At 44.9% G+C, this 22,726-nt stretch carries 30 protein-coding genes and 1 tRNA gene; 13 read left to right on the top strand and 18 right to left on the bottom strand.

Going from position 1 to position 22,726, the window contains the following annotated elements; genetic code table 11:
- Nucleotides 1–2: 2 nt before the first annotated feature.
- The 3 genes from EYM_RS02315 to EYM_RS02325 form a co-directional block, all read right to left on the bottom strand.
- Nucleotides 3–446, bottom strand: coding sequence for a universal stress protein (locus EYM_RS02315; protein WP_168050165.1), 444 nt, complete (start codon nucleotides 444–446; stop codon nucleotides 3–5).
- A gap of 231 nt (nucleotides 447–677) precedes the next feature.
- Nucleotides 678–1,631: a ParA family protein gene (locus EYM_RS02320; protein ID WP_075049498.1), complete on the bottom strand. Its 954-nt coding sequence runs from the start codon at nucleotides 1,629–1,631 to the stop codon at nucleotides 678–680.
- A gap of 67 nt (nucleotides 1,632–1,698) precedes the next feature.
- A complete protein-coding gene (locus tag EYM_RS02325) occupies nucleotides 1,699–3,219 on the bottom strand; it encodes a PINc/VapC family ATPase (protein ID WP_075049499.1) in 1,521 nt (506 codons plus the stop codon).
- A gap of 62 nt (nucleotides 3,220–3,281) precedes the next feature.
- On the opposite strand from EYM_RS02325, the gene EYM_RS02330 reads away from it, so the two are divergent.
- Nucleotides 3,282–4,052: a hypothetical protein gene (locus tag EYM_RS02330; protein WP_075049500.1), complete on the top strand. Its 771-nt coding sequence runs from the start codon at nucleotides 3,282–3,284 to the stop codon at nucleotides 4,050–4,052.
- On the opposite strand, the gene sufB is transcribed toward EYM_RS02330, so the two are convergent.
- From sufB to EYM_RS02355, 5 genes are all read right to left on the bottom strand, one after another.
- Nucleotides 4,027–5,346, bottom strand: coding sequence for a Fe-S cluster assembly protein SufB (sufB, locus tag EYM_RS02335; protein WP_075049501.1), 1,320 nt, complete (start codon nucleotides 5,344–5,346; stop codon nucleotides 4,027–4,029). The two genes, EYM_RS02330 and sufB, sit on opposite strands and share 26 nt — an antisense overlap.
- On the bottom strand, nucleotides 5,343–6,056 hold the full coding sequence (gene sufC, locus EYM_RS02340) for a Fe-S cluster assembly ATPase SufC (RefSeq protein WP_075049502.1): 714 nt from the start codon (nucleotides 6,054–6,056) through the stop codon (nucleotides 5,343–5,345). The genes sufB and sufC overlap by 4 nt, the downstream gene beginning before the upstream one ends.
- Nucleotides 6,057–6,158: 102 nt before the next feature.
- Nucleotides 6,159–6,884, bottom strand: coding sequence for a hypothetical protein (locus EYM_RS02345; RefSeq protein ID WP_168050167.1), 726 nt, complete (start codon nucleotides 6,882–6,884; stop codon nucleotides 6,159–6,161).
- Nucleotides 6,885–6,909: 25 nt separating this feature from the next.
- Nucleotides 6,910–7,215 (bottom strand): DUF190 domain-containing protein, encoded by a 306-nt coding sequence (locus EYM_RS02350; RefSeq protein WP_075049504.1) that lies wholly within the window; start codon nucleotides 7,213–7,215, stop codon nucleotides 6,910–6,912.
- Nucleotides 7,216–7,272: 57 nt separating this feature from the next.
- The gene (locus EYM_RS02355) at nucleotides 7,273–8,034 is read right to left on the bottom strand and encodes a hypothetical protein (protein WP_157058733.1); all 762 of its coding nucleotides are present in this window, start codon (nucleotides 8,032–8,034) and stop codon (nucleotides 7,273–7,275) included.
- 96 nt (nucleotides 8,035–8,130) lie between these two features.
- Here EYM_RS02355 and EYM_RS02360 point away from each other — a divergent pair.
- Nucleotides 8,131–8,224, top strand: a tRNA-Val gene (locus EYM_RS02360).
- A gap of 249 nt (nucleotides 8,225–8,473) precedes the next feature.
- On the opposite strand, the gene EYM_RS02365 is transcribed toward EYM_RS02360, so the two are convergent.
- Nucleotides 8,474–9,178, bottom strand: coding sequence for a TIGR00266 family protein (locus tag EYM_RS02365; RefSeq protein ID WP_075049506.1), 705 nt, complete (start codon nucleotides 9,176–9,178; stop codon nucleotides 8,474–8,476).
- Between the two features lie 143 nt (nucleotides 9,179–9,321).
- Here EYM_RS02365 and EYM_RS02370 point away from each other — a divergent pair, with 143 nt between their 5' ends.
- Complete coding sequence (locus EYM_RS02370; protein ID WP_075049507.1) at nucleotides 9,322–11,097, top strand: V-type ATP synthase subunit A; 1,776 nt, start codon at nucleotides 9,322–9,324, stop codon at nucleotides 11,095–11,097.
- A 2-nt stretch (nucleotides 11,098–11,099) separates the two neighbouring features.
- Here the strand turns inward: EYM_RS02370 and EYM_RS02375 are convergent, their stop codons facing one another.
- Together EYM_RS02375 and EYM_RS02380 are read right to left on the bottom strand one after the other, a co-directional pair.
- Entirely contained in the window at nucleotides 11,100–11,927 is an 828-nt protein-coding gene (locus EYM_RS02375) for a hypothetical protein (protein WP_075049508.1), read from the bottom strand.
- Between the two features lie 16 nt (nucleotides 11,928–11,943).
- Complete coding sequence (locus tag EYM_RS02380) at nucleotides 11,944–12,777, bottom strand: hypothetical protein (protein WP_075049509.1); 834 nt, start codon at nucleotides 12,775–12,777, stop codon at nucleotides 11,944–11,946.
- A gap of 128 nt (nucleotides 12,778–12,905) precedes the next feature.
- Between EYM_RS02380 and aroF the strand changes: the two genes are divergently transcribed.
- The 8 genes from aroF (at nucleotide 12,906) to EYM_RS02420 (ending at nucleotide 17,238) form a co-directional block, all read left to right on the top strand.
- Nucleotides 12,906–13,910: a 3-deoxy-7-phosphoheptulonate synthase gene (gene aroF / locus EYM_RS02385; protein ID WP_075049510.1), complete on the top strand. Its 1,005-nt coding sequence runs from the start codon at nucleotides 12,906–12,908 to the stop codon at nucleotides 13,908–13,910.
- Nucleotides 13,911–13,996: 86 nt separating this feature from the next.
- Nucleotides 13,997–14,644, top strand: a complete 648-nt coding sequence (locus EYM_RS02390; RefSeq protein ID WP_075049511.1) for a hypothetical protein — start codon at nucleotides 13,997–13,999, stop codon at nucleotides 14,642–14,644.
- A 71-nt stretch (nucleotides 14,645–14,715) separates the two neighbouring features.
- Nucleotides 14,716–15,135, top strand: a complete 420-nt coding sequence (locus EYM_RS02395) for a 30S ribosomal protein S19 (RefSeq protein ID WP_075049512.1) — start codon at nucleotides 14,716–14,718, stop codon at nucleotides 15,133–15,135.
- A gap of 11 nt (nucleotides 15,136–15,146) precedes the next feature.
- Nucleotides 15,147–15,626 carry a 50S ribosomal protein L22 gene (locus tag EYM_RS02400; protein WP_075049513.1) on the top strand — a complete coding sequence of 160 codons (480 nt, stop codon included), beginning with the start codon at nucleotides 15,147–15,149 and terminating at the stop codon, nucleotides 15,624–15,626.
- 2 nt (nucleotides 15,627–15,628) lie between these two features.
- Nucleotides 15,629–16,360, top strand: coding sequence for a 30S ribosomal protein S3 (locus tag EYM_RS02405; RefSeq protein ID WP_075049514.1), 732 nt, complete (start codon nucleotides 15,629–15,631; stop codon nucleotides 16,358–16,360).
- Nucleotides 16,357–16,578 carry a 50S ribosomal protein L29 gene (gene rpmC / locus EYM_RS02410; RefSeq protein WP_075049515.1) on the top strand — a complete coding sequence of 74 codons (222 nt, stop codon included), beginning with the start codon at nucleotides 16,357–16,359 and terminating at the stop codon, nucleotides 16,576–16,578. The genes EYM_RS02405 and rpmC overlap by 4 nt, the downstream gene beginning before the upstream one ends.
- Before the next feature lie 164 nt (nucleotides 16,579–16,742).
- The gene (locus tag EYM_RS02415) at nucleotides 16,743–16,949 is read left to right on the top strand and encodes a hypothetical protein (protein ID WP_075049516.1); all 207 of its coding nucleotides are present in this window, start codon (nucleotides 16,743–16,745) and stop codon (nucleotides 16,947–16,949) included.
- A 10-nt stretch (nucleotides 16,950–16,959) separates the two neighbouring features.
- Entirely contained in the window at nucleotides 16,960–17,238 is a 279-nt protein-coding gene (locus tag EYM_RS02420; protein WP_075049517.1) for a ribonuclease P component 1 family protein, read from the top strand.
- Here EYM_RS02420 and EYM_RS02425 read toward each other — a convergent pair.
- Nucleotides 17,235–17,525 (bottom strand): hypothetical protein, encoded by a 291-nt coding sequence (locus EYM_RS02425; RefSeq protein ID WP_075049518.1) that lies wholly within the window; start codon nucleotides 17,523–17,525, stop codon nucleotides 17,235–17,237. The two genes, EYM_RS02420 and EYM_RS02425, sit on opposite strands and share 4 nt — an antisense overlap.
- A gap of 58 nt (nucleotides 17,526–17,583) precedes the next feature.
- Here EYM_RS02425 and EYM_RS02430 point away from each other — a divergent pair, with 58 nt between their 5' ends.
- Entirely contained in the window at nucleotides 17,584–18,384 is an 801-nt protein-coding gene (locus tag EYM_RS02430) for a KaiC domain-containing protein (protein ID WP_075049519.1), read from the top strand.
- On the opposite strand, the gene EYM_RS02435 is transcribed toward EYM_RS02430, so the two are convergent.
- Genes EYM_RS02435 through EYM_RS02455 form a run of 5 tightly spaced genes read right to left on the bottom strand, consistent with a single transcriptional unit; the run spans nucleotide 18,381 to nucleotide 22,065 of the window.
- Nucleotides 18,381–19,538: an OBG GTPase family GTP-binding protein gene (locus EYM_RS02435; protein WP_075049520.1), complete on the bottom strand. Its 1,158-nt coding sequence runs from the start codon at nucleotides 19,536–19,538 to the stop codon at nucleotides 18,381–18,383. The two genes, EYM_RS02430 and EYM_RS02435, sit on opposite strands and share 4 nt — an antisense overlap.
- Nucleotides 19,539–19,576: 38 nt before the next feature.
- The gene (locus EYM_RS02440; protein WP_157058734.1) at nucleotides 19,577–20,134 is read right to left on the bottom strand and encodes a potassium channel family protein; all 558 of its coding nucleotides are present in this window, start codon (nucleotides 20,132–20,134) and stop codon (nucleotides 19,577–19,579) included.
- Nucleotides 20,112–20,780, bottom strand: coding sequence for a creatininase family protein (locus EYM_RS02445; protein ID WP_075049522.1), 669 nt, complete (start codon nucleotides 20,778–20,780; stop codon nucleotides 20,112–20,114). The genes EYM_RS02440 and EYM_RS02445 overlap by 23 nt, the downstream gene beginning before the upstream one ends.
- Nucleotides 20,781–20,792: 12 nt before the next feature.
- Nucleotides 20,793–21,545 (bottom strand): CBS domain-containing protein, encoded by a 753-nt coding sequence (locus EYM_RS02450; protein WP_075049523.1) that lies wholly within the window; start codon nucleotides 21,543–21,545, stop codon nucleotides 20,793–20,795.
- A 52-nt stretch (nucleotides 21,546–21,597) separates the two neighbouring features.
- Nucleotides 21,598–22,065 carry a hypothetical protein gene (locus EYM_RS02455; RefSeq protein ID WP_157058735.1) on the bottom strand — a complete coding sequence of 156 codons (468 nt, stop codon included), beginning with the start codon at nucleotides 22,063–22,065 and terminating at the stop codon, nucleotides 21,598–21,600.
- A gap of 45 nt (nucleotides 22,066–22,110) precedes the next feature.
- Here EYM_RS02455 and EYM_RS02460 point away from each other — a divergent pair, with 45 nt between their 5' ends.
- Entirely contained in the window at nucleotides 22,111–22,575 is a 465-nt protein-coding gene (locus EYM_RS02460) for a hypothetical protein (protein ID WP_075049525.1), read from the top strand.
- On the opposite strand, the gene EYM_RS07795 is transcribed toward EYM_RS02460, so the two are convergent.
- Nucleotides 22,562–22,708: a hypothetical protein gene (locus tag EYM_RS07795; protein ID WP_157058736.1), complete on the bottom strand. Its 147-nt coding sequence runs from the start codon at nucleotides 22,706–22,708 to the stop codon at nucleotides 22,562–22,564. The genes EYM_RS02460 and EYM_RS07795 overlap by 14 nt on opposite strands.
- Between the last annotated feature and the right edge of the window lie 18 nt (nucleotides 22,709–22,726).

Here is a 22,726-nt window from a genome sequence, read left to right on the forward strand (position 1 = left end):
AATTACTCGCCCTTCTTTCTAACTACGAGTACCGGACAGTGGGCGTGATTGGAGACGTATCTGGCAACGCTACCCAATATCAAGGCCTTTATTCCGCTCAGACCCCTGGTCCCCATTGCTATGAGATCTACATCCAGTTCCTCCGCGGTTTGAACTATTGTTTTCCCGACGTGACCTTCCTTTATTAGGCCTTCGACTTCGAATCCTTTTTCCTTAGCCTTGGCCTCTCCCTCCTCAATTATTTTCTTAGCGTTTTCCTTTAATTCCTCAAGTAGCTGGACGACCAGCGACGGCGGAGCCACTGACTCTATACCAAACTCTTCTAAGCTAGGTATAACGTGAAGGAGTATCAACTTCCATTTGCTTTTATCCAGTAGATCTAATACATATTCTAATGCGTACTTACTATATTCCGAACCGTCGAGGGCAACTATAGCCTTTTTCAAAACTTTTCCCTCTCCCATACTACTTTCTTGAAAAGGGATTATTAGATGAATCCCTCTTAAGTTACTCAAAGGGTTTCTTGAAAATTAGATAAATGCTGATTAAAGCTATTACTAGCGAGAGTATCGACATGATTAAGTACATAGTGTCGACCAAACTTCCCGGTCGGACTCTTTCGCATCGTTCGGCCACCAATAGCCTGATCACCTCCCTCCTCAACCCGGGACTGAAAGTTAGAACGTGGGTACTAGGGTTTCGCAATGAACATCTATTCTATTCTCTATTGCGGCTTCAATGTAATCCACGAACCTCTTTATTTGCAGTAATGCGGGACTGGATTCGGGAGTATAATTGAGGGACGCGGGAGAAGCTAGACCTCCAGCGAAAACGTCATAGAGCTTCCCGTCGAAGGGTACTACCATCGCAACTCTTCCGTTAACCTTTTGACATAGATCGAGGACGTATTCCTTAGCTTTATTTATTTCATCCAAGTTAGGTCTAACCATGTTGACTACAGTTCCTAAAACGGGAATGTTTTTAGTATACCTTTCGTGCAGTTGACCGATTAGTTTTATCATGTTGGGAGAACTATCGGAAAGCAAGTTGAGCCAAGAGCTAGTCCTCGAGAGGAGTCTCTGGTAAGTGTAATATGCCGCCCAAGAGGGTACGGGGTAATCGTTGAAAACTACGTCGTACCTCTTAGCAAGCGTTTCAACTGCGTTCTTCATTTTGTCGACCGTTTGTATAACTTTAGATGGATCGTTCATCTCTTCTAAGAGTCTATTTATATTACCCGGTATGTCGTCGTTCGTTACTGCTGGAACGACGTTTATTGTAACTGATCCTCTCCTGCCGGTTATCGTAGTTTCCCTTACCGCAGAGAGTATGTCTACTTCACCGATTAACACTTTAACGAGACTTGGACCTTCGCCTAAATCCTTCAATAATCTAAGTGAAAGTCGAGGAGACATTATGTCCCAATCGATGAAGACTATTTCCTTACCCCTCATAATTAACTGAACTCCGCTTTCTAGCTGTATAGTTGTCTTACCGATACCTCCTTTGGGAGAAGAGTTTCCTATAGCATTCATAACGCTAACTCTTTCAGGCAATTTCTCCTCTTCAATAATTATCTCCTTAGGCTTCTTTCGAGCGAACAAGCGCGCTAATAGTTTCAAGATATTCATTTGATATCACCGTTCCCCAAAACGACTCCTTATTGTCTGTTATTTCTTGCATGGCTTAAACTTATATTTATTCCTCGGTATATTTCACTTTTATCTTCATGTTTAACTTACTCTCAAGCTTCTTTAGTTTCTTAGCCTTCTTCAAGACGTTCTTTGACATCCATTTAGGTATCGTAACTACTACAGTTCCGTCCTTTACTTCAATAGATGTCGCCTCTGGTAATACCTTGTAAATCAAATTTTGGATCTTTTCGGCACCCTTGGTACCAATCCGCTTAACTGGAATAACCATGGTTTGCTCGCCCCAAGTATATATCTCGTATTCCAATTCGCCAGTCAAGAAGTTCCTAACTTCCACTACCGGTCTCGATAGGTCAGCCTCCTTTAGTCCAGTAGGTAGTTTGACGGTCATTTGAAGCTCGTAAACTTTAGCGACCTCACCGCTGTCAATGAAGATTACCGTATCTACGATGCTCGGGATCATACCGAGCTCCACTCTACCTATAAGCCTTTGAACGGCGTCTATTGGAGTAGTTGCGTGAACTACTCCCACCATGCCAATTCCCGCCATCCTTAGATCCGAATAGAGCTTGAAGTCTTCGTCAGTCCTCATTTCATCGAATATCGTGTAATCGGGCCTCGACAATAACAAGATAGCATAAAGTTCCTGCAAGCTCGTATGCTCTTTGGAATATTGAGTTATAGTGCTTGGAAGGATCATGTCCCTTGGGGACTCAATCGTCTTAACTATCTTCCCTTTCTCAGCATAGTACTCTGCTAAGGCTTGAGCGAAGGTGGTTTTACCAGCTCCAGGGGAACCTGCGATGAGAATGCCTTCGGCCCTCTCTTCGAGCCTCTTTATTAGCTTCTCGGGGAGATCGTAATCGCTTAACTTGAGCTTAGCCACTGGCCTTACGGCAGTTATCTCCCATCCATCGGAGAGCGGAGGCCTAGTTATTACGATTCTATACCTTCCCAGCTGAACTACGGTCGTTCCCTCTTTATCTACCTCGATATACGAATCCTTCCTAGATCTGGCTGCCTCGATTATTTCGAAGGCTATTTCCTCTAACTCGGAAGCAGTTAAGGGAGTCTCCCTAATGGTGACCATTTCCCAATCGCCAGGCCTTCCCTTCTTAGCCCTAGGAAGGTCTCCCTCCTTTAGGTGTATGCTCATTGTATCCTCGTCGAAGAATTCCTCGAACTTCAGTTTCAGAGGCTTAAAGTCACCTATATAGAATACTCTTATCCCCATAGCCGTCGCTACTAAGCTCTGCACTCTATCGCTCGTAACTAAGATGCCATTGAGCTTTCTAACTAAATGTCTGAGAGCTTCGTTGACGTCTCTTTCCTTATCGTCGTAGAGCTCGAGTACGATTAAACCTTCCTTCTCTAAGTCCTTCAAGTTAGCTATTTCCTCTAGGCCAGTGATTCCGGAAGCGAGGCCCTTCTTAGCCTCTTTTTCCAATTCCCTTATTATTGCCGTATGGAGGGCTATTCTCCCTCTGATGTATCCTGCCTTAATGAACTTAGTTAAGGTCCCTCTCAATATAGTGCTCATATCCGGGACGTAGACTTCTGACTCCAATTACGATAGCCCCCATAACGTTTCAAATACGGACGAAAAAAGTTATTCGGTGGGTCTATTCCTTGCATGAGCTGGCACTATTGCTGGGCCTTAACGTTACGTTGTTGAATGGAACTAGTATATGTATGAGCTATCAGTGGAGGAACGGGAGTTTGCTAGCAACCGACTTGACGCTAAGCTTTTTGCGTTTAGTATATTCGAAAGGCGTTTGTTACGAGGGTAAGGAACTTTTATCTATTGAAAGGCCCTTGGAAATAATGGCTAACTTCACGGAGCATGAGGTAAACGGAACGAAAGCTAAGATGAAAATTGATAAATACGTAATTCAATGGTATTACCTAATGTTAAGCACGAGTAAGTACAGCAAGTTGGGTGAGGAGCTAGTAGAATGTATAGAAAATAGATCCCCCGTTTCGGATGTATGCTTCTTAGCGTTACAAGGCCTCTATTACAAGGCGTATTCGAGGCCCTTAGTGGTCAAGTACTTGGACGGATGTATTGCTAGAAATATAGATTACTTAAACGCAACAATTCCTAAGGACGTGGTCCTATGGACCCTTTCCCATTACCAACTAAGGAAATTCGAGTTTCGCAACGAAACAATTATTCCCTTGGCCATTGACTTCTTAAGAAGCCTTTACGCATACTTAATTTACTATTATCCCAAAGAAGCGAAACTAGTAAAGGAACTATACGTGAGTGCAATCGAAAGCACGTGTTCGTGGAATCAAGCTGTTTCAATAACTCTGAGTCTACTTACCTACAGAGAAAAGTGGTGGCTATATTATCCGAAGCTCGTTATCGTTCTTAGCTCGCTCCCAGTGTCATCTTGACGATTTCCCTTATGGCTCTTACGTAATCCGCCGGTAGATCTTGTATTAGTGGATCGATGAAGCCTATCGTGAGCATTTGTATTGCCTCGTGTTCGTCGAAGCCCATACTTCTTAGGTAGAATACTTGTTCCTCGCCTATTCTGCCTACAGTTCCCTCGTGAGCTAAATCTGCCTCAGCGACTTCACTAACTAATTTCGGAATAGTAACGTTCTTTGCGCCATCGTTGAGCAGCAGCGTATTGCACGCTTGGTGTCCTATTACGTCTCTAGCGTCCTTCTTAACTATTATCTCACCTAAGAACTCTTCGAAGCTTTGGTCCTTCATGACGCTTCTGTTGACTACGGATGACCTAGTCTTAGGAGCCTCATGGATCACTGTAGAGCCGCTCCACGAGCTCATCCTTCTTTTGAGGAACGCTATGTTGTTATACGAGACTTTGGCTCCCTTACCTACTAGCCTTATTTTAGGTCTCATACCTATCCTAATTCCGCCCAAGGCGACTCCGAGTTCTTCTAGCTGCGCGTTTTCGTGAACTTCAGCGCCCTTCACTGGAACGTGTACCACCTCGCCTAACCAGTTCTCGAGGCTCGAAACCCTTAGCCTAGAGCCAGTTAGTGCATAGAATTCGCTTCCGCCCAAGTGAACGCTATATGGAGCCGGTATCGGTACTATACAGCCTTCAATGAAGTGAAGGTAGCTTCTCTCATCTGCTATTATTAGAGTGTGCTCAGTCTGAGCTAATTGTTCCTCTGTAATCACGAAGAACGCTTGCACCGGGAACGGAACCCTTACTCCCTTCGGTACGTAAACGAACGTACCACCCCTCCTCAAGGCCACGTGGAGTGCAGCTAACTTGTGCGATTCCGGCGTTTGGGCTCTATGGAGGAACTTTTTGACTATGTCTGGGTGTTCCCTTACGGCTTCATCAAGGGATTTCAGTATTACGCCCTTCTTCCTCAGCTCCCTCTTTTGCGCTTCGTACACTACGTTCTCGTTAACCATTACAGTAACTCCGGCCAGCATGCTTTGCTCGATATCTGGAACGCCTATTCTGTCGAGTATAGTTTTGTACCATTCTGGAATTTGATCTTCGGATGGTTTCACGAACTCCTCTTGGGCTGCCTTTGCAGCAAAGGCCTCTAAGTCGAAGTCCTCAGGCATCCAAGGGGGAGTTGGAACTTTATCGTAAAGCTCGGCAGCCTTTAGCCTGAGCTTATAGGCCCATTCCGGTTCCTTCAATTTCTTCGATATTTCATCGATGTAGTACTTGAGAATAGAATAAGAGGACTTCAATGCATAACCACCTCCTTAAACCCTTTCTTCTCAATTTCTTCGACAAGAGAAATATCTCCGGACTTAACGATTCTCCCATCTATCATTACGTGAACTTTATGCGGGGTAACGTACTTCAAGATGTTTCTATAATGCGTTATTACTAGAACGGAAGTACCCATTTGAAGGAGCTTGTTGATTGTATTGGCGATGACCTTTATGCTTTCTACGTCGACTCCGGAATCAGGCTCGTCCATAACAACTACTTTCGGTTTGGCCGCGAGAATTCTAGCCGTTTCGAACCTCTTCCTTTCTCCGCCGCTAAAGCCCTTATTGACGTAACGATAGGCGAAGCTGGGAGGTAAGTTAACCTCCTTTAGTAACTCCTCAACGTCAACTTTAGATCCGAATCGCTCGGAAATCTTATTTATAAGATCTGCCACGTACACTCCTTCCAATTCCGGGGGTGTCTGGAACAATACCATTAAGCCTTTCCGAGCCCTCTCTTCCGGAGGTAAGTGCGTTATCTCCTCTCCACATAAAACTATTTTCCCCTTCTCGACGACGTATTTGGGATGGCCAGCTAAGGTCATAGCCAGCGTACTCTTTCCCGCACCGTTAGGTCCCATTAGTATATGTAGCTCTCCTTTCGGTATGTTTAAATTCACTCCTTTGAGTATTTCCTTTCCCTCTACCTTGACCCATAGGTCAATTACTTCAAGGGCGTTCATGTTAAACCCAGTTTACATTTACACTAAAGTTTAAATGTTGTGAGGGGTTAGAGGAGCAACTCTTCTTCATTACGTCCGTTGAAACCGGTACTCTTCATCCCCCTATAGCTTGATAATCTTCCTAATCTTTCCGTCTTGTATTACGTAGATATCCTCTATACCATATTCCTTCAATTGCTCTCTGATAGTGCTCAGAAGGTCGTTCTCAAATGCTTGGATATGAGTTGGACTAATAGTTAGTAGGACGTGCTTCCTGCCCTCTTCGTCTGCAACCGTTGCCAATGCATAATCTTCAATAGAATTGGCCTCCAATGCAACTATTAATATTCGAGAAGCATCTTTAAGCGCAGTTATCGGTTCTTGCGAACCGGGTTCAGGCAATAGATCAGTTGGGTACATCTTCGAGCTCATTTGCGTGATCTTTAGTATCGGCGGTTGTTCTATCGCTGCAAGCTCCTCAACTTCCTCGGGCGGTTGAATTGACGAAGCTTGCTCAAGCTTTCCGAGGAGGTCTCTTTCGAACTCATATACTTCAGCGACTATCCTCTCTACCTCCCCTTCTACTCTAAATTGAGAAAGAGGTTTCGTGGAACTCTTTACCTCTGCGTCGCAAACTATCGCCTCTAGCCTTTCCCAAGTGCCGTTAGCTAATCCGAAGTTCAATATTACGTGCCTACATCCTTCGTATCCAGCTAGCTCCCGTATAGTTCCCTCGAGGTCAGTATACTTCATTTTCGGAAGTAGTTTAACTTCAACTTCCCGTTCATTAACGAACAGATAGGCTTGTACTAGTGGGTTACTGAGGTCCACCTTGAGATCCTTGGTCATTTTTAAGAGATTCAAGGAAAATATATTAAATTATCTCAACGTCAAATACGATGACTAAAAGGTCCTCCTTCAGCGATTTGACTATCTTAGCACCTTTCTCTACTTGCTCTTCAGAACCAACCATTATTACCATTATCGGGTCGTCTCCATGACCGTGAAATGGATCAATGTACGAAAGGCCTTTATGCCTCCCATAACCCATTATCCCTTTAAATACGCTCACTCCGGGCATTCCGGCTTCTTTGAATTTCTCAACAATCAACTTGAATAAGGGTTTATCATCTACGAACATGCCTTCGTGAAGCAATACCACTAGGGTCTTTGCTTTCATCGCAACCACCTTTGACTTCCTGAACTGTTCTTGTTGACAGCAAAATGATTTATTAATTTAAACGTCACCCTCAATTAAGTTAAGTGCCTCAGAGAGCGTTTCCTTGTTGGGTGCTTCGATAAGAGTTACCAAGGAGTAAGTTTTCAGGTCATCAATTCTCATTGAAATTGCTTCTTTAATTATGTCTATATCGAAGCAAAAGTCCTTCGTTAAGCATACGTGTAGTTTAGATGATGGATCTATCAGAGCCATCGCTATCTTTTGGGGATTATTTAGGGGAATGAGTTCCCTTTTCGCTAACATTCTAAGGGCAGCTCGTCCAAGAACGTTATCGAAGTGGATTAATCCTTCGAAACCCCAAGGTGCGATTTTCAATGCGTTTGAAAAAGCAATAATGAGATACGGTAAGCCGTTTCCTTCTAGTTCTTTAAGTACATCTATAAGGGAGAACTTGCTCTTATGATTAAGGTAATGTAATGAAAGGCTTGCGCCTAGAAGGAACCAACTTAGTTCCTTCCCCCTTTTCATGTTTAGGAGGTCAGTGAGGTGCTCCGGGTCATATATAATCGCTTTCATGAGGGGGTCATATCTTATTGGAACCGTTTCCTTAGTACACTTGAGAGAGGACCAGAACTTCTCTGAGATTTCGACAAGTCTCGCGAAGCTTTCTTCGGGGTCGTCGCCCTTCCTCCATTCGAGGCCCTCGACTATTGGGATACATATATCACCTCCTTCCCCTTTAACCAATTTGACGTCTCTGGCTCTGAAATACCACTGAAGGATCCCGAAAGCTTGTTCAACCCATTCAATCTGGTCCACGTTAGTTTCCCCGAAGTTCAATGGAAGGTACCTCAATATAATTGAAGGCTAGTTGAGATAAATTTTTAAAGACTTACCAAATGATGTGCTAACGGTGGGCCCGTCGTCTAGCCCGGAAGGACGCCGCCCTTACGAGCTATTGGGCTAGGAAAGGCGGTAGTCCGGGGTTCAAATCCCCGCGGGCCCACCATTCCTCTCCAATTCCCAGTGCTAACAAGTTCGGTCAAACTACTTCGCCTTCGAGTATGTAAGCGTAACATATCTTAATAGCGTTCAGCATTACAGTAAGGAATTACTGTTGGATGATCTTGAATACTTCGAGCGATCATCCGCAAGTACTTCAGTCCATTAGTAATTATCTAGCACAGTTCTTGAGGAGAATAGTGAGTGGTGTATAACGTCTTAATTATACGCTGCTGTAGCACCATTTTAAACTTGCTTAGAGCCTTAGTCTCAGAAGTTCGCTCCATTTAGAGGGCATGAAGCGAGCTATTGCCGCTGCTAGAGGTGGTAGTATTCTGGTCTGAACGTATACCTTCGTCGGACCTCTTACTTTAACTACGTACCCCTCACCGCCCAATAAGAAGTTCCTTAAGTTTCCGAACTTGACCACTTCCCATTGGGCATTATCTGGCAAAGCAACGAAGTGCATATTGTCAATAATCATTTCATCCTCTACGTTAACTTCTATTACGTCTCCGTAACTTGAGACCCAGAAGCCTCCCTCTCCACATAACTTCAACCAAACTAGATCTCCCAAGACCAAGCCCTTGGGACCTTTCCAAGCTAAGTCTAGGTCTAGATCACCGTAGTGCGCTACATAGGAATAGTCTTGAACTATCCAACAATCTCCGCGACTTTCGATGTATTTTATCCCACCCGGTAAGGAAGGACTTATCCAAACAGTTCCCGGGCCCTCGAAAACGTTGTGAAATATAGTTTCACCGCTTAAGAGCTTCCTTCCTATTGCCTCTAGGACAGCCTTCACTTTACTACGTTCCTGTTGCAAATCTATCATGATTGTATCTACTTTTAAGTTGCCTTTCATCATCATCATTGCTCCTGTCTCTGCATATACCTTTTCGCCTTCCTCGAGATCTATCCTTATCACTGGATAGGCCGTACCTTCAATACTCCACCTCAATTCGACTTATCCCTAATGCATGATAACTACATCCAACGTATTTACATCGAAGTTTCGTTCGATTCCAACTTAGAGTTTTAAATGGGCACAGAGTATGCGTTTTAAAGAGTGAATCACGTCTCAACTAAGGAGGTTAGTGAAGTATGGCCGTGAAGGGGAAAGTACTAAGAGTAAGAGGACCAGTGGTAATAGCAGAGGGAATGCAAGGAGCTCAAATGTACGAGGTGGTCGAGGTAGGTAAAGACGGCCTAGTAGGCGAAATTACTAGAATTACTGGTGACAAGGCCGTTATACAAGTTTACGAAGACACTACTGGTATAACGCCCGGTGAACCAGTAGTAGGCACTGGAAGTCCGTTTAGCGTCGAGTTGGGTCCCGGCCTCCTGAGCCACATTTTCGACGGCGTCCTAAGACCATTAGAGAGCATCTACGAAGTAGCCAATTCCCCCTTCATTAGAAGGGGTATAAAGGTACCTTCCCTAGATCGTTCCAAGAAATGGTCGTGGAATCCTTCTCCGGACGCTAAGGTGGGAGAGAAGGTTCAAGGAGGAGACGTCCTTGGAACAGTGCCCGAGACGGAGCTAATCGAACACAAGGTAATGGTTCCTCCAGGAATTAGAGGCACCCTCAAGGAAATTGCTCCTGCCGGCGAGTATACTGTTGAGGACACCATAGCTGTCGTTGAGCAGGACGGTAAGGAAATTGAGTTGAAGATGTACCACAGGTGGCCAATAAGGAAGCCGAGGCCCGTCATTGAAAAGTTCGAACCAGTAACACCCTTGATAACTGGCGTTAGAGTGCTTGACACGCTCTTCCCCATGGCAAAGGGAGGTACTGGTGCAATCCCCGGACCATTCGGTTCCGGTAAGACCGTTACCTTGAGGACCTTGGCTGCTTGGAGCGACGCTAGAGTAGTCATTTACGTAGGCTGTGGCGAAAGAGGAAACGAAATGACCGACGTCCTAGTGAACTTCCCTCACTACAAAGACCCATGGAGCGGTAAGCCACTAATGCAAAGAACTATCTTAGTGGCAAACACCTCTAACATGCCTGTGGCAGCGAGAGAGGCCTCCATTTACGTCGGAATAACCTTGGCTGAGTATTACAGAGACATGGGTTACGACTCCTTACTTATAGCCGACTCGACGTCCAGATGGGCCGAGGCCCTAAGAGACATTGCTGGAAGAATGGAGGAGATGCCGGCCGAAGAGGGCTTCCCACCGTATCTAGCCTCCAGGCTCGCCGAGTACTACGAGAGAGCGGGAAGGGCCAAGATACCGGGAAGACCTCCTAGAGTTGGAAGCGTAACAATAGCTTCCGCAGTATCTCCGCCAGGAGGAGACTTCAGCGAGCCGGTCACGAGCCACACCAGAAGGTTCGTTAGGGTCTTCTGGGCACTAGATGCCAGCCTAGCATACGCTAGGCACTACCCAGCCATAAACTGGTTAACGTCCTACAGCCTTTACGTAGATACCGTAGCTCAATGGTGGCACCAAAACGTTAACCCGCATTGGAAAGAGTACAGGGACGAACTTATGAACATCTTGCTAAGGGAGGACGAATTAAAGGAGATAGTTAGGCTGGTTGGTCCCGAGAGCTTGAGCGAGCCAGATAAGCTAATAATTGAAACGGCCAAGATAATTAAGGAAGGATTCCTCCAACAGAACGCCTTCGATCCCATAGATGCGTTCTGCTCTCCGCAGAAGCAATTCCTAATGATGAAGATAATAATCGACTTCTATAGGAAGGCCAAGGATCTGGTGAACAGCGGAGTTCCTGTAGCTAAAATAAGAGAAGCTACGAAGGACGAAATAGCTGAACTCATTAGGAGCAGGTTTACCGTAAAGAACGATGAGCTCGATAAGCTTCAAGATCTGTACGAGAGATTAATGTTAAAGCTTTCCCAAATAAGGGCATAAGATTACTTTAGTTCGATTATTGATATAACGTCGTTTTTACCCTTACATATAACGATCAAATCATAAGCTCCTTCAATGAATCCCTTAAGACGACAAGACATTCCGTATACACGCGAATACGAAGCTCCATTGTATTCTATCAAGGCAATTGAGTCACTAGTTAAAACTATAACGTTATTGCCTATAACTCTAACGCGACCTATGAGACCTTCTATGTAGTAATAATTAGTACCTTTGCCTATTACGACCCCGGTATAGTTTGAGTAAGCGATAATTTGCGCGTTTTCATCGATGCTCCTGATACCATTAACTTTAGCTAACAAGTTGCGCATGTCCTTACTTGAGATTAGAACTACTGAACCATTGGATAAGGTCGCTATCAATCCTTTTGACGCAATCGAAACGTCTTCTAAGAATGAGCCGTTAGTCACAAGTTCATTGATTTTACTAACTATATTGCTGGTTGAACGCGTGTAGGTTATGGGGAAAGCGCCGTACCTAGTTACAATTACTAAAGATCCGGCCAAGTCAATTATTTCATAGGGTACATCGAATGTGACGAAGCCTTTGAGGTTAAGTGCATCTAGAAGCTTCTCGCTAGCTATTATTAAAGCGTTCGTTCTTTCAAAGCCCTTTAAGGATACGTCCGAATGCGGTGGATACCATATCCTAACCCATAAAAGCCCGTGAGAGGAGTCCGGTGCTATACAGTCCTTACCCCAACAATAGGAAGTATTACCACTCGAACCAATGGCTACTATTCCATTACCCTTAGGGTCCCATACCGGATACGAAAGGGATATGGAACTTAGACCTCCACGTGGGTCCAAGTCCCTATAGGTAACTTTAGGTAACTTTCAAGTAAGTTCCATTGCCTACCACGGTAAGTCTTCCAAAACTAAGGCCCCATCTCTTCTCATCTAAAATTCTATAAACTAGATCATCGTTGCCTAAGTAACAAGCCTCGGTAGTGTTGCTTATGGATATGCCACCTTTATACGGAATATCTGTAATTAGGTTAACGTTAATTCCTTGGGATATCTCGCTGAAGCCGCTTCCACAGACTTTAGTTGATCTAAGATCTCTTCCATCTATCAGAACGTTCAATCCATCGCCATCGTTCGACGTCCCACAAACGTAATTTACCTTAAATCCTAAGGAAATAGCAAATGTTGAATTCCACTTTATCTTGATACCTTTGGGAAAAACGTTGCATCCAGTCCCCAATGGGTTCTTTACGAGCCACAAGATTCCGTTTTCAACGACGCATTCCTTGCTCTCATCGCCCTTAAAGCGCCTCACGACCCACTTATCCAAACCGTTTGAGAAATCGTCGTAAAAAGGGAATACGTCCTCGCCTTCAGACGCCCCGAGGAACCCTGTTAGCAGATACAAACGATTAGTTCCCTCCCGCAGTTTAAGCCATATAACACCGCTTGAGAAACGCGGATCTTTAGTACATTCTCCAAGCGAGTTTTCGTAGCAATAACTTAAGATTCCGTAATTGGATAGCGCGAGGAATTTTTCACGTTCCAATTGATCTGGTAAATCAATTTTTACGGGCACTTCGTGTGAGGGATTTAACGAACCATTCCAGAATAAGGTTACTTTATATACTTGGAGAGATGGGTATGCTAGGCGAGTCAGTAATAGCATAGCTAAGGCGAAACTTACCTTCAAGTTTAGCGACCCCACGGAACGTTTGATTATAAATTTCGGAGAACTTGGTTAAACGTATTACTGCTTGGGCTCTTGCGAAATGCTTCGATTAATAACGCTCGTGTTCCCACTCCAGTGGGTAGATGTGAATGATAATAGTCTTAAAAGAGAAGGATGGAGGAACCGAAGTGAAATCTTTACTTCAAGAAAAGGGGGTCAAGTTCTGGGAGGTTACCTTATATGGGAGACCGCTAATAGTAACACCTCCTGGAACCTTTCTAGAAGAAGTGAAATCGCTTCCTGGAGTAGAGTTGGTATTAAACGTAAATAACAAGTATCCATTGGCGTCGAGGGATTTCAAGAATGAAGATACTGTGGTGGAAATCGGCAAAGCTAAACTAGGAGGTACGTACTTTACTGTAATAGCTGGCCCTTGTTCAGTAGAGAGCAAGGATCAAATACTCTCGGTGGCTCAATTCGTAAAGAAAGAAGGAGTTGGTGCCTTAAGGGGCGGTGCCTACAAGCCTAGGACCAATCCCTACAGCTTCCAAGGCTTAGGAGAAGAGGGTTTAAGGCTCTTAGAAAAGGCTCGCGAGGTAACGGGTCTACCTATAGTGACTGAGGTGATGGATACTAGAGACGTTGAGAAAGTCGCAAAAGTGGCTGACGCCCTTCAAGTCGGTGCAAGGAACATGCAGAACTTCCCGCTGCTTAAAGAGTTAGGCAAGACGAACAAACCAGTAATACTGAAAAGAGGTTTCGGAAATACCGTCGAAGAATGGATTCAGGCCTCTGAGTACGTTTTATTAGGCGGTAACGGCAACGTCGTTCTCTGTGAACGAGGTATAAGAACCTTCGAGAACTCAACTAGATTCACGTTAGATATTTCTGCAATACCCGTAGCGAAGAAGAAGAGTCATCTCCCGGTAATAGGTGATCCATCTCATCCTGCCGGAAAGAGGGACTTAGTGGAACCCTTAGCTTTAGCTATAGTTGCAGCTGGCGCCAACGGCTTGATAGTTGAGGTTCACCCTAATCCAGACAAGGCATTGAGCGACGCAGCCCAACAACTAACTTTCGAGCAGTTCAAGGAGCTAATGAGAAAGGTAAGGGCCCTAGTGGAAGTACTCGGGATGAAACTAACAAGTTCCTAACGTTTTCGCTCGGTTCAGAATCGATTTCGATAAGTAATCGAAGCGTTATTTACTTTTCTATCATGTAACTTCCTTGAGGGAAAGGCATGCACATAGCGTGGATCGTTGGCGCAATTGCTGGAATAGTCAAGCTGTTAATTGGCTTCTTGGCTCTCAAAGTATGGAGAGATAGCGGCGTCGATCCAGTCAAGTACCTAGCGCTGGGCTTTCTGATACTTGGTATAGGCGAATTCGGCTGTAAGTTCATTGGTCACGGCTTACTACACACTCCAATGTCAGCTGCCTTAGGAGTGCCGTTCAAGTTCGTTGGTAATATATTGGTCTTCTACGCGCTCCTACAACTGGCCGAGTCAGCGCACATAAAGGAAGCAATGATAGTGACAGTGATTTTCGGATTAATTTACATGATAGGTGCGTTCCACGCACTCTCAATAACGTATAAGCTACACGCCATAAACTTCCAACTACCTCACATACTCTTCCTAACCATAATACCGTGGGCTATAGCAGGACTAATATACAAGGAATATAAAAAGACTGGGGACAGAACCGCCCTTTACTTCATGGCCGGTCTAATAGTATACGGACTCTCAGCGGCCATAGGAATACCACTCCACGTAATTCTACATGTACTGAACTTCCAAGACGCGTTAGCAATAGAGACTCTCATAAGACTGGTAGGTTTGCTAATTATATTCAGAGGTCTCTTCGTCGCTGAACAAGCTGCGACTTAATAACGAAAACCTCTTAATGAGAATATTTTTTATTAAAACCCTTCCTCCTCCCTACTTCGGGTATATTGAAAATGGAGTTTCCACCCGAGTGGAAGAAGTTCAAATATAGGGGCAAAACTTTGGAAGAGTTACTCGAAATGCCCATGGACGAGTTCATCGAACTATTGCCAGCCAGACAGAGAAGGAGCTTGAAGAGAGGATTTAGCGAACCTCAAAGAAAGCTTCTAGAAAAGATAATGGATGCGAGACAAGCGATAGAGAAGGGCAAGAAGGTTAAGATAAGAACCCATGTGAGGGATATGGTAATATTACCAATGATGGTAGGCCTAACTATAGAAGTATACAATGGAAAGGAGTTCGTACCTGTAAAGATCGTACCAGAGATGATCGGTCATTATTTAGGAGAATTTAGTCACACTACCAAGATAGTGCAACACGGAGCTCCAGGTCTAAAGGCAACTAGGAGTAGCTTATTCGTATCAGCTAAGTGAGGTGATTACCCATGCCTACTTGGCATTACAGTAGCAACTTAGCTGAAGAGCGTCCAGAAAGGACTGCTAAGGCCATGATATGGGACGCGCCCATCTCGCCAAAGGAAGCTGCTGAAGTAGCGAGAGAACTTAGGGGCAAAATGCTCAACGATGCAATAAAGTTCTTAGAAAGAGTAATACGAATGGAGGAAGCCGTTCCACTGAGATGGTACAACGGCAAGGTAGCTCACAAGAGAGGTTTGGCTGCGAAGGCGGGCGTTCCAAGCGGAAGGTATCCCGTGAAGGTAGCTAAGTACTACCTAAAGCTCTTGAAGAGCGTTAAGAACAACGCCGAGAACAAGGGCTTGGATGAGGAGAGGTTAAAGATAGTTCACATAGCCTCACACAAGGGCAGAACCTTGAAGAGATGGATGCCCAGGGCGTTCGGTAGGGCTACTCCGGAATTCGAAAGGAGAACTCACTTAGAAGTAATAGTTGAAGAGGTGAAGTAAGCTTGAGCGCAACGAGCGCTAAGAGAGACGTAAAGAGGATATTCCTTGACCAGAACCTCGCGAAGGTCAAAGTAGACGAGTACTTAGCGAATAAGTTTTACAGCGTGGGATATGCCGGCGTAGATATACAGAGGACGCCACTCGGAACGCGCGTCGTAATATATGCCGAAAGATCGGGTGCGATAATAGGAAGAAGAGGCGCGACCATAAGGCAAATAACGAAGATATTGAGCGAATGGTTCGGTCTACCGAATCCGCAAGTAACTGTAGTTAGAGTCGAAGAACCGGAATTGAACGCTAGAGTAATGGCGTTCAGGCTCGCAGTAGCTCTCCAGAGAGGATACCACTTCAGGAGAGCGGCCTATAACATCTTGAGAAGGATCATGGGAGCCGGAGCTAAGGGCGCGCAAGTGAAGGTATCCGGTAAGCTAAGGGGTGAAAGAGCGCGTTTCGAGAAGTACATTGCTGGAAAGGTATACAAGAGCGGTAACCAAGTAGTCAGACTAACTGAAAGGGCAATAGCACACGTTTTACTAAAGCCCGGCGTAGAGGGCGTCGAAGTAATTATAGCTAGAGATGAACCTACCGACGACAGCGTCAAGATAAAGAATCCTGAAGAAGTAAAGGAGTTCGTCCAGAAGGTAAGGGAAGAGCTCGAGGCCATGAAAGGAGCTGAAGCAACTGTAGAGGAAGCTGCATCCGTTAAAGAGACTCAAGAGGGTGAGGCCCAATGAAGCCGGACGACATTAGGAAAATGAGTAGGGGAGAAAGGGAAGCGAAGCTAAAGGAGCTAAAGCAAGAGCTGATCAAGCTTAGGTACCAAGCGAAAATGGGACACATCGATAACCCTGGAAGAATAAGGAACATAAAGAGGACTATAGCTAGAATCTTAACTATAAACAGGGAAGAGGAGTTAGGGATAGCCAGACAACCTAAGACTACTTCCAAGTAACCTCTACTTAGTTTTTCCTTACCATTTTAACGCTCTACCCTCCTGCCCGTTGCTCTCCTATCTCAGACGAATTCGTACGATTTCATCCATCTAGATAGGTTCCGTAGATGACCCTTAGCTTAGGCTTTTAATCTAATTACGTTTCCCATTTTCACGGTGTCAAAATGACGAGCGCGTTAAGATTAAAAGCAGGTAAGTTCAAACTGCCAACTGAAGCGAAAAACTGTAAAGAGTGTATTTTTTACATCTCCCTAGCGAAGTGGTGTGCTAAACACGAGATGCCTATAGCAGACCCGGAGAAGAAGAACTGTACAGCAAAGAACCTCTTGGGCAACAACGTAAAACCTATTGAGGAGTTCCTAACTATATAGGGGATTTCACGTGCCTAAAAACGAGAGGAACTTAGCTTACCATAACGTAATAGGTCTCGAAGTTGAAGTTGTTGAACATCCCGATAACTCCTTGATAGGATTAAAAGGAATTGTAGCTATGGAAACTAGAAACACGTTCCTAATAAAAAGCATAGATGGAAAGGAGAGGAGGGTTTTGAAGATTGGTTACTTCAGATTTACCCTTCCTAACGGAAGGAAAGTATTAATAGAAGGGTCCAAGATTGTTGGTAGACTAGAGGAAAGGATAAAGAGGATTCGAAAGCTTTAGGATTGGTTCGAAATTCTCTTAAATACCGGACACTCTGAGCGCCTCTCGCACTCCCACCTTACCCCTAAGGACTCGAACACTTTCTCCCAACATTCCCTCTCTCCTTTCAGTGAACTGAGGGAGTAGACTTGGTAAGGCAAGTCGTCTATTTCATAGAGCTTGCCCGTCTCGACATCATATAAAATTACCCTCCTCTTCTGATTTACGTGATCGATCTCTTCCATTGCTATTACGAGAGGGCAGAAGCCCATTCGGGACGGTAAGAACTTGAAGCTCGATCTCGACATTACTTCTACCTTACTTATAAGCCTTATTGAAGGTTAATAAGGAAACTGGTGAGCGAAAGTGAAGAGATTGAGTACTGGTATAGGAGGGTTAGACCGTCTCATTGCAGGCGGAATTCCGGAAGGCTTCTTAGTAGCTGCCGTAGGCGAACCGGGGACCGGGAAGACGATCTTCTCCTTACATTTCGCATGGAGGGGTATAATTGAGGGTCAAAAAGTAATATACGTTACCACTGAAGAGAGTAGGGAAAGTATAGTAAACCAAGCGAAGATGTTCGGTATGGACTTTGAAGGGGCTATGCGAGACAAACAGATGATAATAATAGATGCATTGCTAAGAAGCAAGAGCGATAAATGGAACCTAGTGGAGTTGAGTATTGAAGAACTAGTGAGTAAGATAATAGAAGCAAAGAAGGAACTCGGTTTCGGAGAGGCCAGAGTGGTAATAGATTCAATGAGCGCGTTCTGGTTAGATAAACCTGCAATGGCTAGGAAGTACTCATACTTCGTAAAAAGAGTATTAAATAAATGGAATATGACGATAGTGGCAACGTCTCAATACGCGATAACTACGAACTTCGGTTTCGGATTCGGCATAGAGCACGTAGCGGACGGAATAATCAGGTTCAAGAAGCTAATAAAAGGCGGAGAACTAAAGAGGTATCTCATAATTGAAAAAATGAGACAAACCCCTCACTCCTTAAAAGTTCATGAAATAGAGATAAGGGATGGTATAGGGATGGTAGTAAAGGGTCCAGTAGAATATACGCGAGACGAAGTTACGTTGCCCAAGGAGGTTAGGGAGGCAGTCATCAAAGGTGTGGAGAGGAGGGAACTCGAGGAGAAATTAATGGAACTTTAACCCTTGTAATGTATCTCTATTACATCTCCATCTGCTACTTCGTGATCTAATCCGACTCGTTCTCCAGGATACTTAGCGGACGGGCCCCACACCTTCGCGTATTTAAAACCTTCCAGCATCCTGGAGTGTATCGATTTAGCGACGTCCCTTACCGTTGCACCCTTCTTAAGGACCAAGGGTTTGTCTGCAACGTCACCGTTCGGTTTCTTTGTATAGACCCTTACTAAGTCGAGTAACTCGAAGAACGTCCTTCCAAGCTCTTGTATACCGTCTTTAGTCCTCGAGGAAAACACTATTATTGGAGAATCTCCCTTGTAGAACTCCTTGAACTTGTCTATTTTCTCCTTAGCTTCGGGTAAATCGGCTTTATTTAAAATTATAACTGATGGTTTATACTGCGATGTACCGAGAATGGTCTTTTCGACATCGTCTAGCGTTACATCGCCTACTATTTTCACCGTAGCGTTGTAGATCTTGTAAACTTTGAGCAGGCTCTTGACGTCATCTACTGAAGCGTCTTTTAGGTTGCCCATTATTACAACTTTTATCCCACCTGCTCTCTCCTTAGTTATTTCGACTCTCCCCTTAGGCTTCTTTAGGACTACTCCATTCTCTTCAAGTAGATTTACTAGGTACTTGTATTGCTTTATTGGATCTAACGATAGATCTAGGACCAAGGCGACGGCATCGGCGTTCTTAACCAAACCTACGCTCCTGTGAACCCACTTAACGTTAGGAGCAACGGGAGGAGCCTCAACGAGCTGGAACTGTATGTCCTCGTACTGAAGCATGCCCGTTACGGGAACTAAAGTAGTAAACGGCCTAGGCGAAACCTCTACCTTGGCCCTCGTTGAGGTCGCTATTATACTGCTCTTACCAGAGTTCGGTATACCGAAGAGGACTACTTGCGCCGCACCCTCTTTCTCTACAACGAACGGATTGTAGCCTCCCTTTCTCTTCCTTCTCTCAGTCTCGAGCTCTTCCTTAAGTTCCGCTAACCTCCTCTTAGCCCAATAGAGGAGGTTCTCTGCGCCTTTGTGCTTAGGGGCGACCTTAAGGAACTCCTCGAGGGCCCTTATCTTAGCCTCAGGAGTCTTGGCTTCGGAGTACTCGTTCAACTTCGCCTGAGCTTCGGGCGGTAGGTTTGCTGGCATTAAGTTCCCTCTAGGCCTAAAAGATTATAAATAAGTTTTTAAGTTTGAGTAGCTTGACGCTTGGTCCTTATGTATATAAGCATGTCTCCCGGCTTCATCCTCCTTATTGGAGGTTCCCAACGTCCCCTTACTAATAGAGCCATAGGGATACCGTCCTTACCTGCGAGCTGATAGGGGTCGCAACCCTTTCTCTCGATGCATTCCTTTGAGGCCAGTTCCATCTTACCAGTTACAATGTTTAGTAGGAACATGCCTGCGTAAGGGTGGACAGCGAGTAGAGCCATTATTTGCGCTAGTATGTTAGCTGAAATCACAACGTCGGCTCCGAGCCTCGATAGAAGCCTTCCTACTTCTTCATCGTGAACCAACGCGACGAGCTTAGGAACTTCGCACTCTGATTCTATAGCGCTCTCTACTATATCTAAAACAGCATATATTACGCTCTCGTCCTCACCGCAAACTATTATGTTTGTATAAGAACAGATGTCTTCTCCCTCTCCGAATTCCTCTAAGTATTTCGCCGCAATGTTAGCTTCTTCCACGTACTCGTTTAACATATCGCATTGAGTGCCTCTACCCACTATCAGCAGACGCAAAGAATTCTACCACCTCCTTAACGGCCTCTGTCATTAATTCGAGTAGCTTCTCACCTTCCTCCTTTCGTGCATCGGCTATGGACTTAGGAGAGCACCCGTACTCAGTACTAATCCAAGGTATGAACGCTCCCGGAAGGGAAGGCGGACTCTTCGCTTGTCTTTCCTTCCTTATAACTACGCTATAGCCCAAAGCCAAAGCTACTGAGGCTTCGGCCCTGCATAGGTCTTGAAAGTCCCTATAGCCGTTTTCTTCTACTACCTTCCACAAGTCTACCATGGCCACTAAGTTACCCCTCCTCCATGCCTCCATGACTACCGCTTGAACCACTGGTACAACACCTTTATGGGCAACAACGAATATGACTGGTCTGTTTACCAGTTTATACAATTGTTCGGAGAGGCTAGAGAGGTGCATTGTCAGGACTTCTAATGGAATAGTTATAGATTTAACGTGTTCCGGGCTAAAGCTGTAGTTAATGGACGGGGCTACAACGACCCCCTCTACATTACAAGAAACTCTCTCCGCGATTTTCGTATCTAAGCTCAGTGGAAGCGGTCCATGATCTTCCAAACTACCTACTGGTACTAAGACTGCACTAAAACCCTTGAGCTCCCTAGTCGAAATATCCGATAAGAACTTACACAACTCAAATTCCCCTCAGAGGGTGTAACCTAGTAATACCTTAGCTTTCACTACACCTACCATCTTCTTGCTCTTATCAACTATCGGTAGAACCTCCATTTGTGAATTCAGCATTTGAGTAGCTAGCTCCTTGACCTTAGCTTCATAGAAATAATAAACTTCACTGGAACTAACTATATCACCAACTGCTTCTTCGAGTGTCCTCGGGTCTCCAGCATTGATCATTGATAAAACTTCCTCTCTGGTGAAATGCTCTAGGAAACGGAGCGGAGTAACGTAGCCCATTATCCTCTTCTGTCCAACGAATAGGTAACCGTTCAAGTTAAAGGTTAACGACCGTACTATCGCCTCCTTAATTGACATCATCGGATCCGCAAGCAATACCCTTGAGTCTAATACGTCCTTCGCTTGAAGGTCTGGTAGGGACTTCATGAATTTGCCCAATAAGTATATCGATGAAGCGACGTTGCCTCCCTTAAGAACCACTGCGTTAAGATCTCTCACGACTAGTTCCTTCCTAGCTTCCCTCTCATCGTTGACTATCGGGACCTCGTAACTCCACTGTTCCGCTTCAGAGCTCAAGAGGTCCGCTAAATCAACAACGGAGTTCGCCGTGGATATCGCCCTAAGCACTTGGACACTGTCCACTAACTTGATCGGAGCACCTTCTAAGAGAACGTAATTCGAATTGGACATAACCATGGTCTTGGCTATATCAAGTAAGCTTACGTCCCTTGCAAGGGGTCCTACGGTTGTATGTGTTATCATGAGGTTTTCTCCCTAGAACCTATAGAACACATGCTTCAAAAACGATTGCTCATCACATTTCCTTTCTAACCGAGTCTAACAAGACTTTGGCGAAGGTTGCGACTGCCGCCCTAGCCTTCTCCTCCAAGGTTCCCATATTAGCCAGTTCCACGTATACTTCGCTTGGATCGCCGCCTGCGCTCTCATAGATTAGAGCTAGCACATCGGCTACATCGCTCGTTAAGAGCGAAATTAGCTTCGCCCTCAATTCCTCGCTCAGATTCCCGTTGACCAGTTCGAGTAGTACCTCTGCTCTCTCTGCCGCCTCCTCAAGCACGGTCTGACCAACGTTTTCTATTATTTCAGAAAACGTAGAGCTTACTTCTAAGTTAATCGGCATTGCGTTCGCCTTAAGCATGAATTCGAGTAACTCGTCCTCCACCTCTTTCTTTAAATTCTCCTCTGTAAGACCAAGACCGTTTAGAGCAGTAACTATTGAAGCTTTATCAACTACTTTAGATGCACTCACACTCGATCCCATTACTTGGATAATACCCCTCAGGGTATTTTAAGGAGGGAACGGGCCTTGAATAGATCAAGGACGCTAGTTCCATTGATTTTCGCACTCACCTTGTTACTCTCAATCTCCCTTAGCCCTTGGTGGAATCCTTGGAACTACTCCCTAAGCGCACTAGGGAGCGCCTCTAATGGATTGGGAGGCGCTGTATTTAACGGAGGGCTTGCGCTAACGTCATGGGAACTCGAAAAGGGGTCCTCTAGCGATCTACTACTCTTAATCGCGTTAGGAATTGGGTTGGTAGCTGCAATTAACATAGACTTCGGGTTAGCTCACTTCATAGTCTCAGTGTTGTTATTCCTATTGCTTTACGCATACGTATTAAGCAATGCATCGATAGAAGGCTACGTGGGAACTGCGCTCTCAATAGGCCTATGGATCTCTCACTTCCTTTACGGCGTCCCTCCGGGAGTCGCTATTCCAGAGCTCTCAGCAATAGCGTTAGCTCTATACTACTACGTTACTCGTCCTTAAGCTGAACCAGCGTGGAAACCTCGCTTATCATTTGTTCCAGTTCAACGCATTTATCCATAATAGCTTCCAGAAGTTTTTCTATAGCTTCTAGCTTGGCTTCCAAGTACTCTAATTCCTTACATTTACTCGGCATGTTTTTCATTACCAACAA

This window comes from Ignicoccus islandicus DSM 13165, assembly GCF_001481685.1.
Taxonomy (GTDB): domain Archaea; phylum Thermoproteota; class Thermoprotei_A; order Sulfolobales; family Ignicoccaceae; genus Ignicoccus; species Ignicoccus islandicus.

Excerpts from the sequence above, each read along its gene's own strand:
- EYM_RS02320 (WP_075049498.1), bottom strand. The coding sequence starts at position 1,631 with ATGAATATCTTGAAACTATTAGCGCGCTTGTTCGCTCGAAAGAAGCCT.
- sufC (WP_075049502.1), bottom strand. The coding sequence starts at position 6,056 with ATGAACGCCCTTGAAGTAATTGACCTATGGGTCAAGGTAGAGGGAAAG.
- EYM_RS02345 (WP_168050167.1), bottom strand. The coding sequence starts at position 6,884 with ATGACCAAGGATCTCAAGGTGGACCTCAGTAACCCACTAGTACAAGCC.
- EYM_RS02350 (WP_075049504.1), bottom strand. The coding sequence starts at position 7,215 with ATGAAAGCAAAGACCCTAGTGGTATTGCTTCACGAAGGCATGTTCGTA.
- EYM_RS02370 (WP_075049507.1), top strand. The coding sequence starts at position 9,322 with ATGGCCGTGAAGGGGAAAGTACTAAGAGTAAGAGGACCAGTGGTAATA.
- aroF (WP_075049510.1), top strand. The coding sequence starts at position 12,906 with ATGATAATAGTCTTAAAAGAGAAGGATGGAGGAACCGAAGTGAAATCT.
- EYM_RS02390 (WP_075049511.1), top strand. The coding sequence starts at position 13,997 with ATGCACATAGCGTGGATCGTTGGCGCAATTGCTGGAATAGTCAAGCTG.
- EYM_RS02395 (WP_075049512.1), top strand. The coding sequence starts at position 14,716 with ATGGAGTTTCCACCCGAGTGGAAGAAGTTCAAATATAGGGGCAAAACT.
- EYM_RS02400 (WP_075049513.1), top strand. The coding sequence starts at position 15,147 with ATGCCTACTTGGCATTACAGTAGCAACTTAGCTGAAGAGCGTCCAGAA.
- rpmC (WP_075049515.1), top strand. The coding sequence starts at position 16,357 with ATGAAGCCGGACGACATTAGGAAAATGAGTAGGGGAGAAAGGGAAGCG.
- EYM_RS02415 (WP_075049516.1), top strand. The coding sequence starts at position 16,743 with ATGACGAGCGCGTTAAGATTAAAAGCAGGTAAGTTCAAACTGCCAACT.
- EYM_RS02425 (WP_075049518.1), bottom strand. The coding sequence starts at position 17,525 with ATGTCGAGATCGAGCTTCAAGTTCTTACCGTCCCGAATGGGCTTCTGC.
- EYM_RS02435 (WP_075049520.1), bottom strand. The coding sequence starts at position 19,538 with ATGCCAGCAAACCTACCGCCCGAAGCTCAGGCGAAGTTGAACGAGTAC.
- EYM_RS02450 (WP_075049523.1), bottom strand. The coding sequence starts at position 21,545 with ATGATAACACATACAACCGTAGGACCCCTTGCAAGGGACGTAAGCTTA.
- EYM_RS02455 (WP_157058735.1), bottom strand. The coding sequence starts at position 22,065 with ATGGGATCGAGTGTGAGTGCATCTAAAGTAGTTGATAAAGCTTCAATA.
- EYM_RS07795 (WP_157058736.1), bottom strand. The coding sequence starts at position 22,708 with ATGCCGAGTAAATGTAAGGAATTAGAGTACTTGGAAGCCAAGCTAGAA.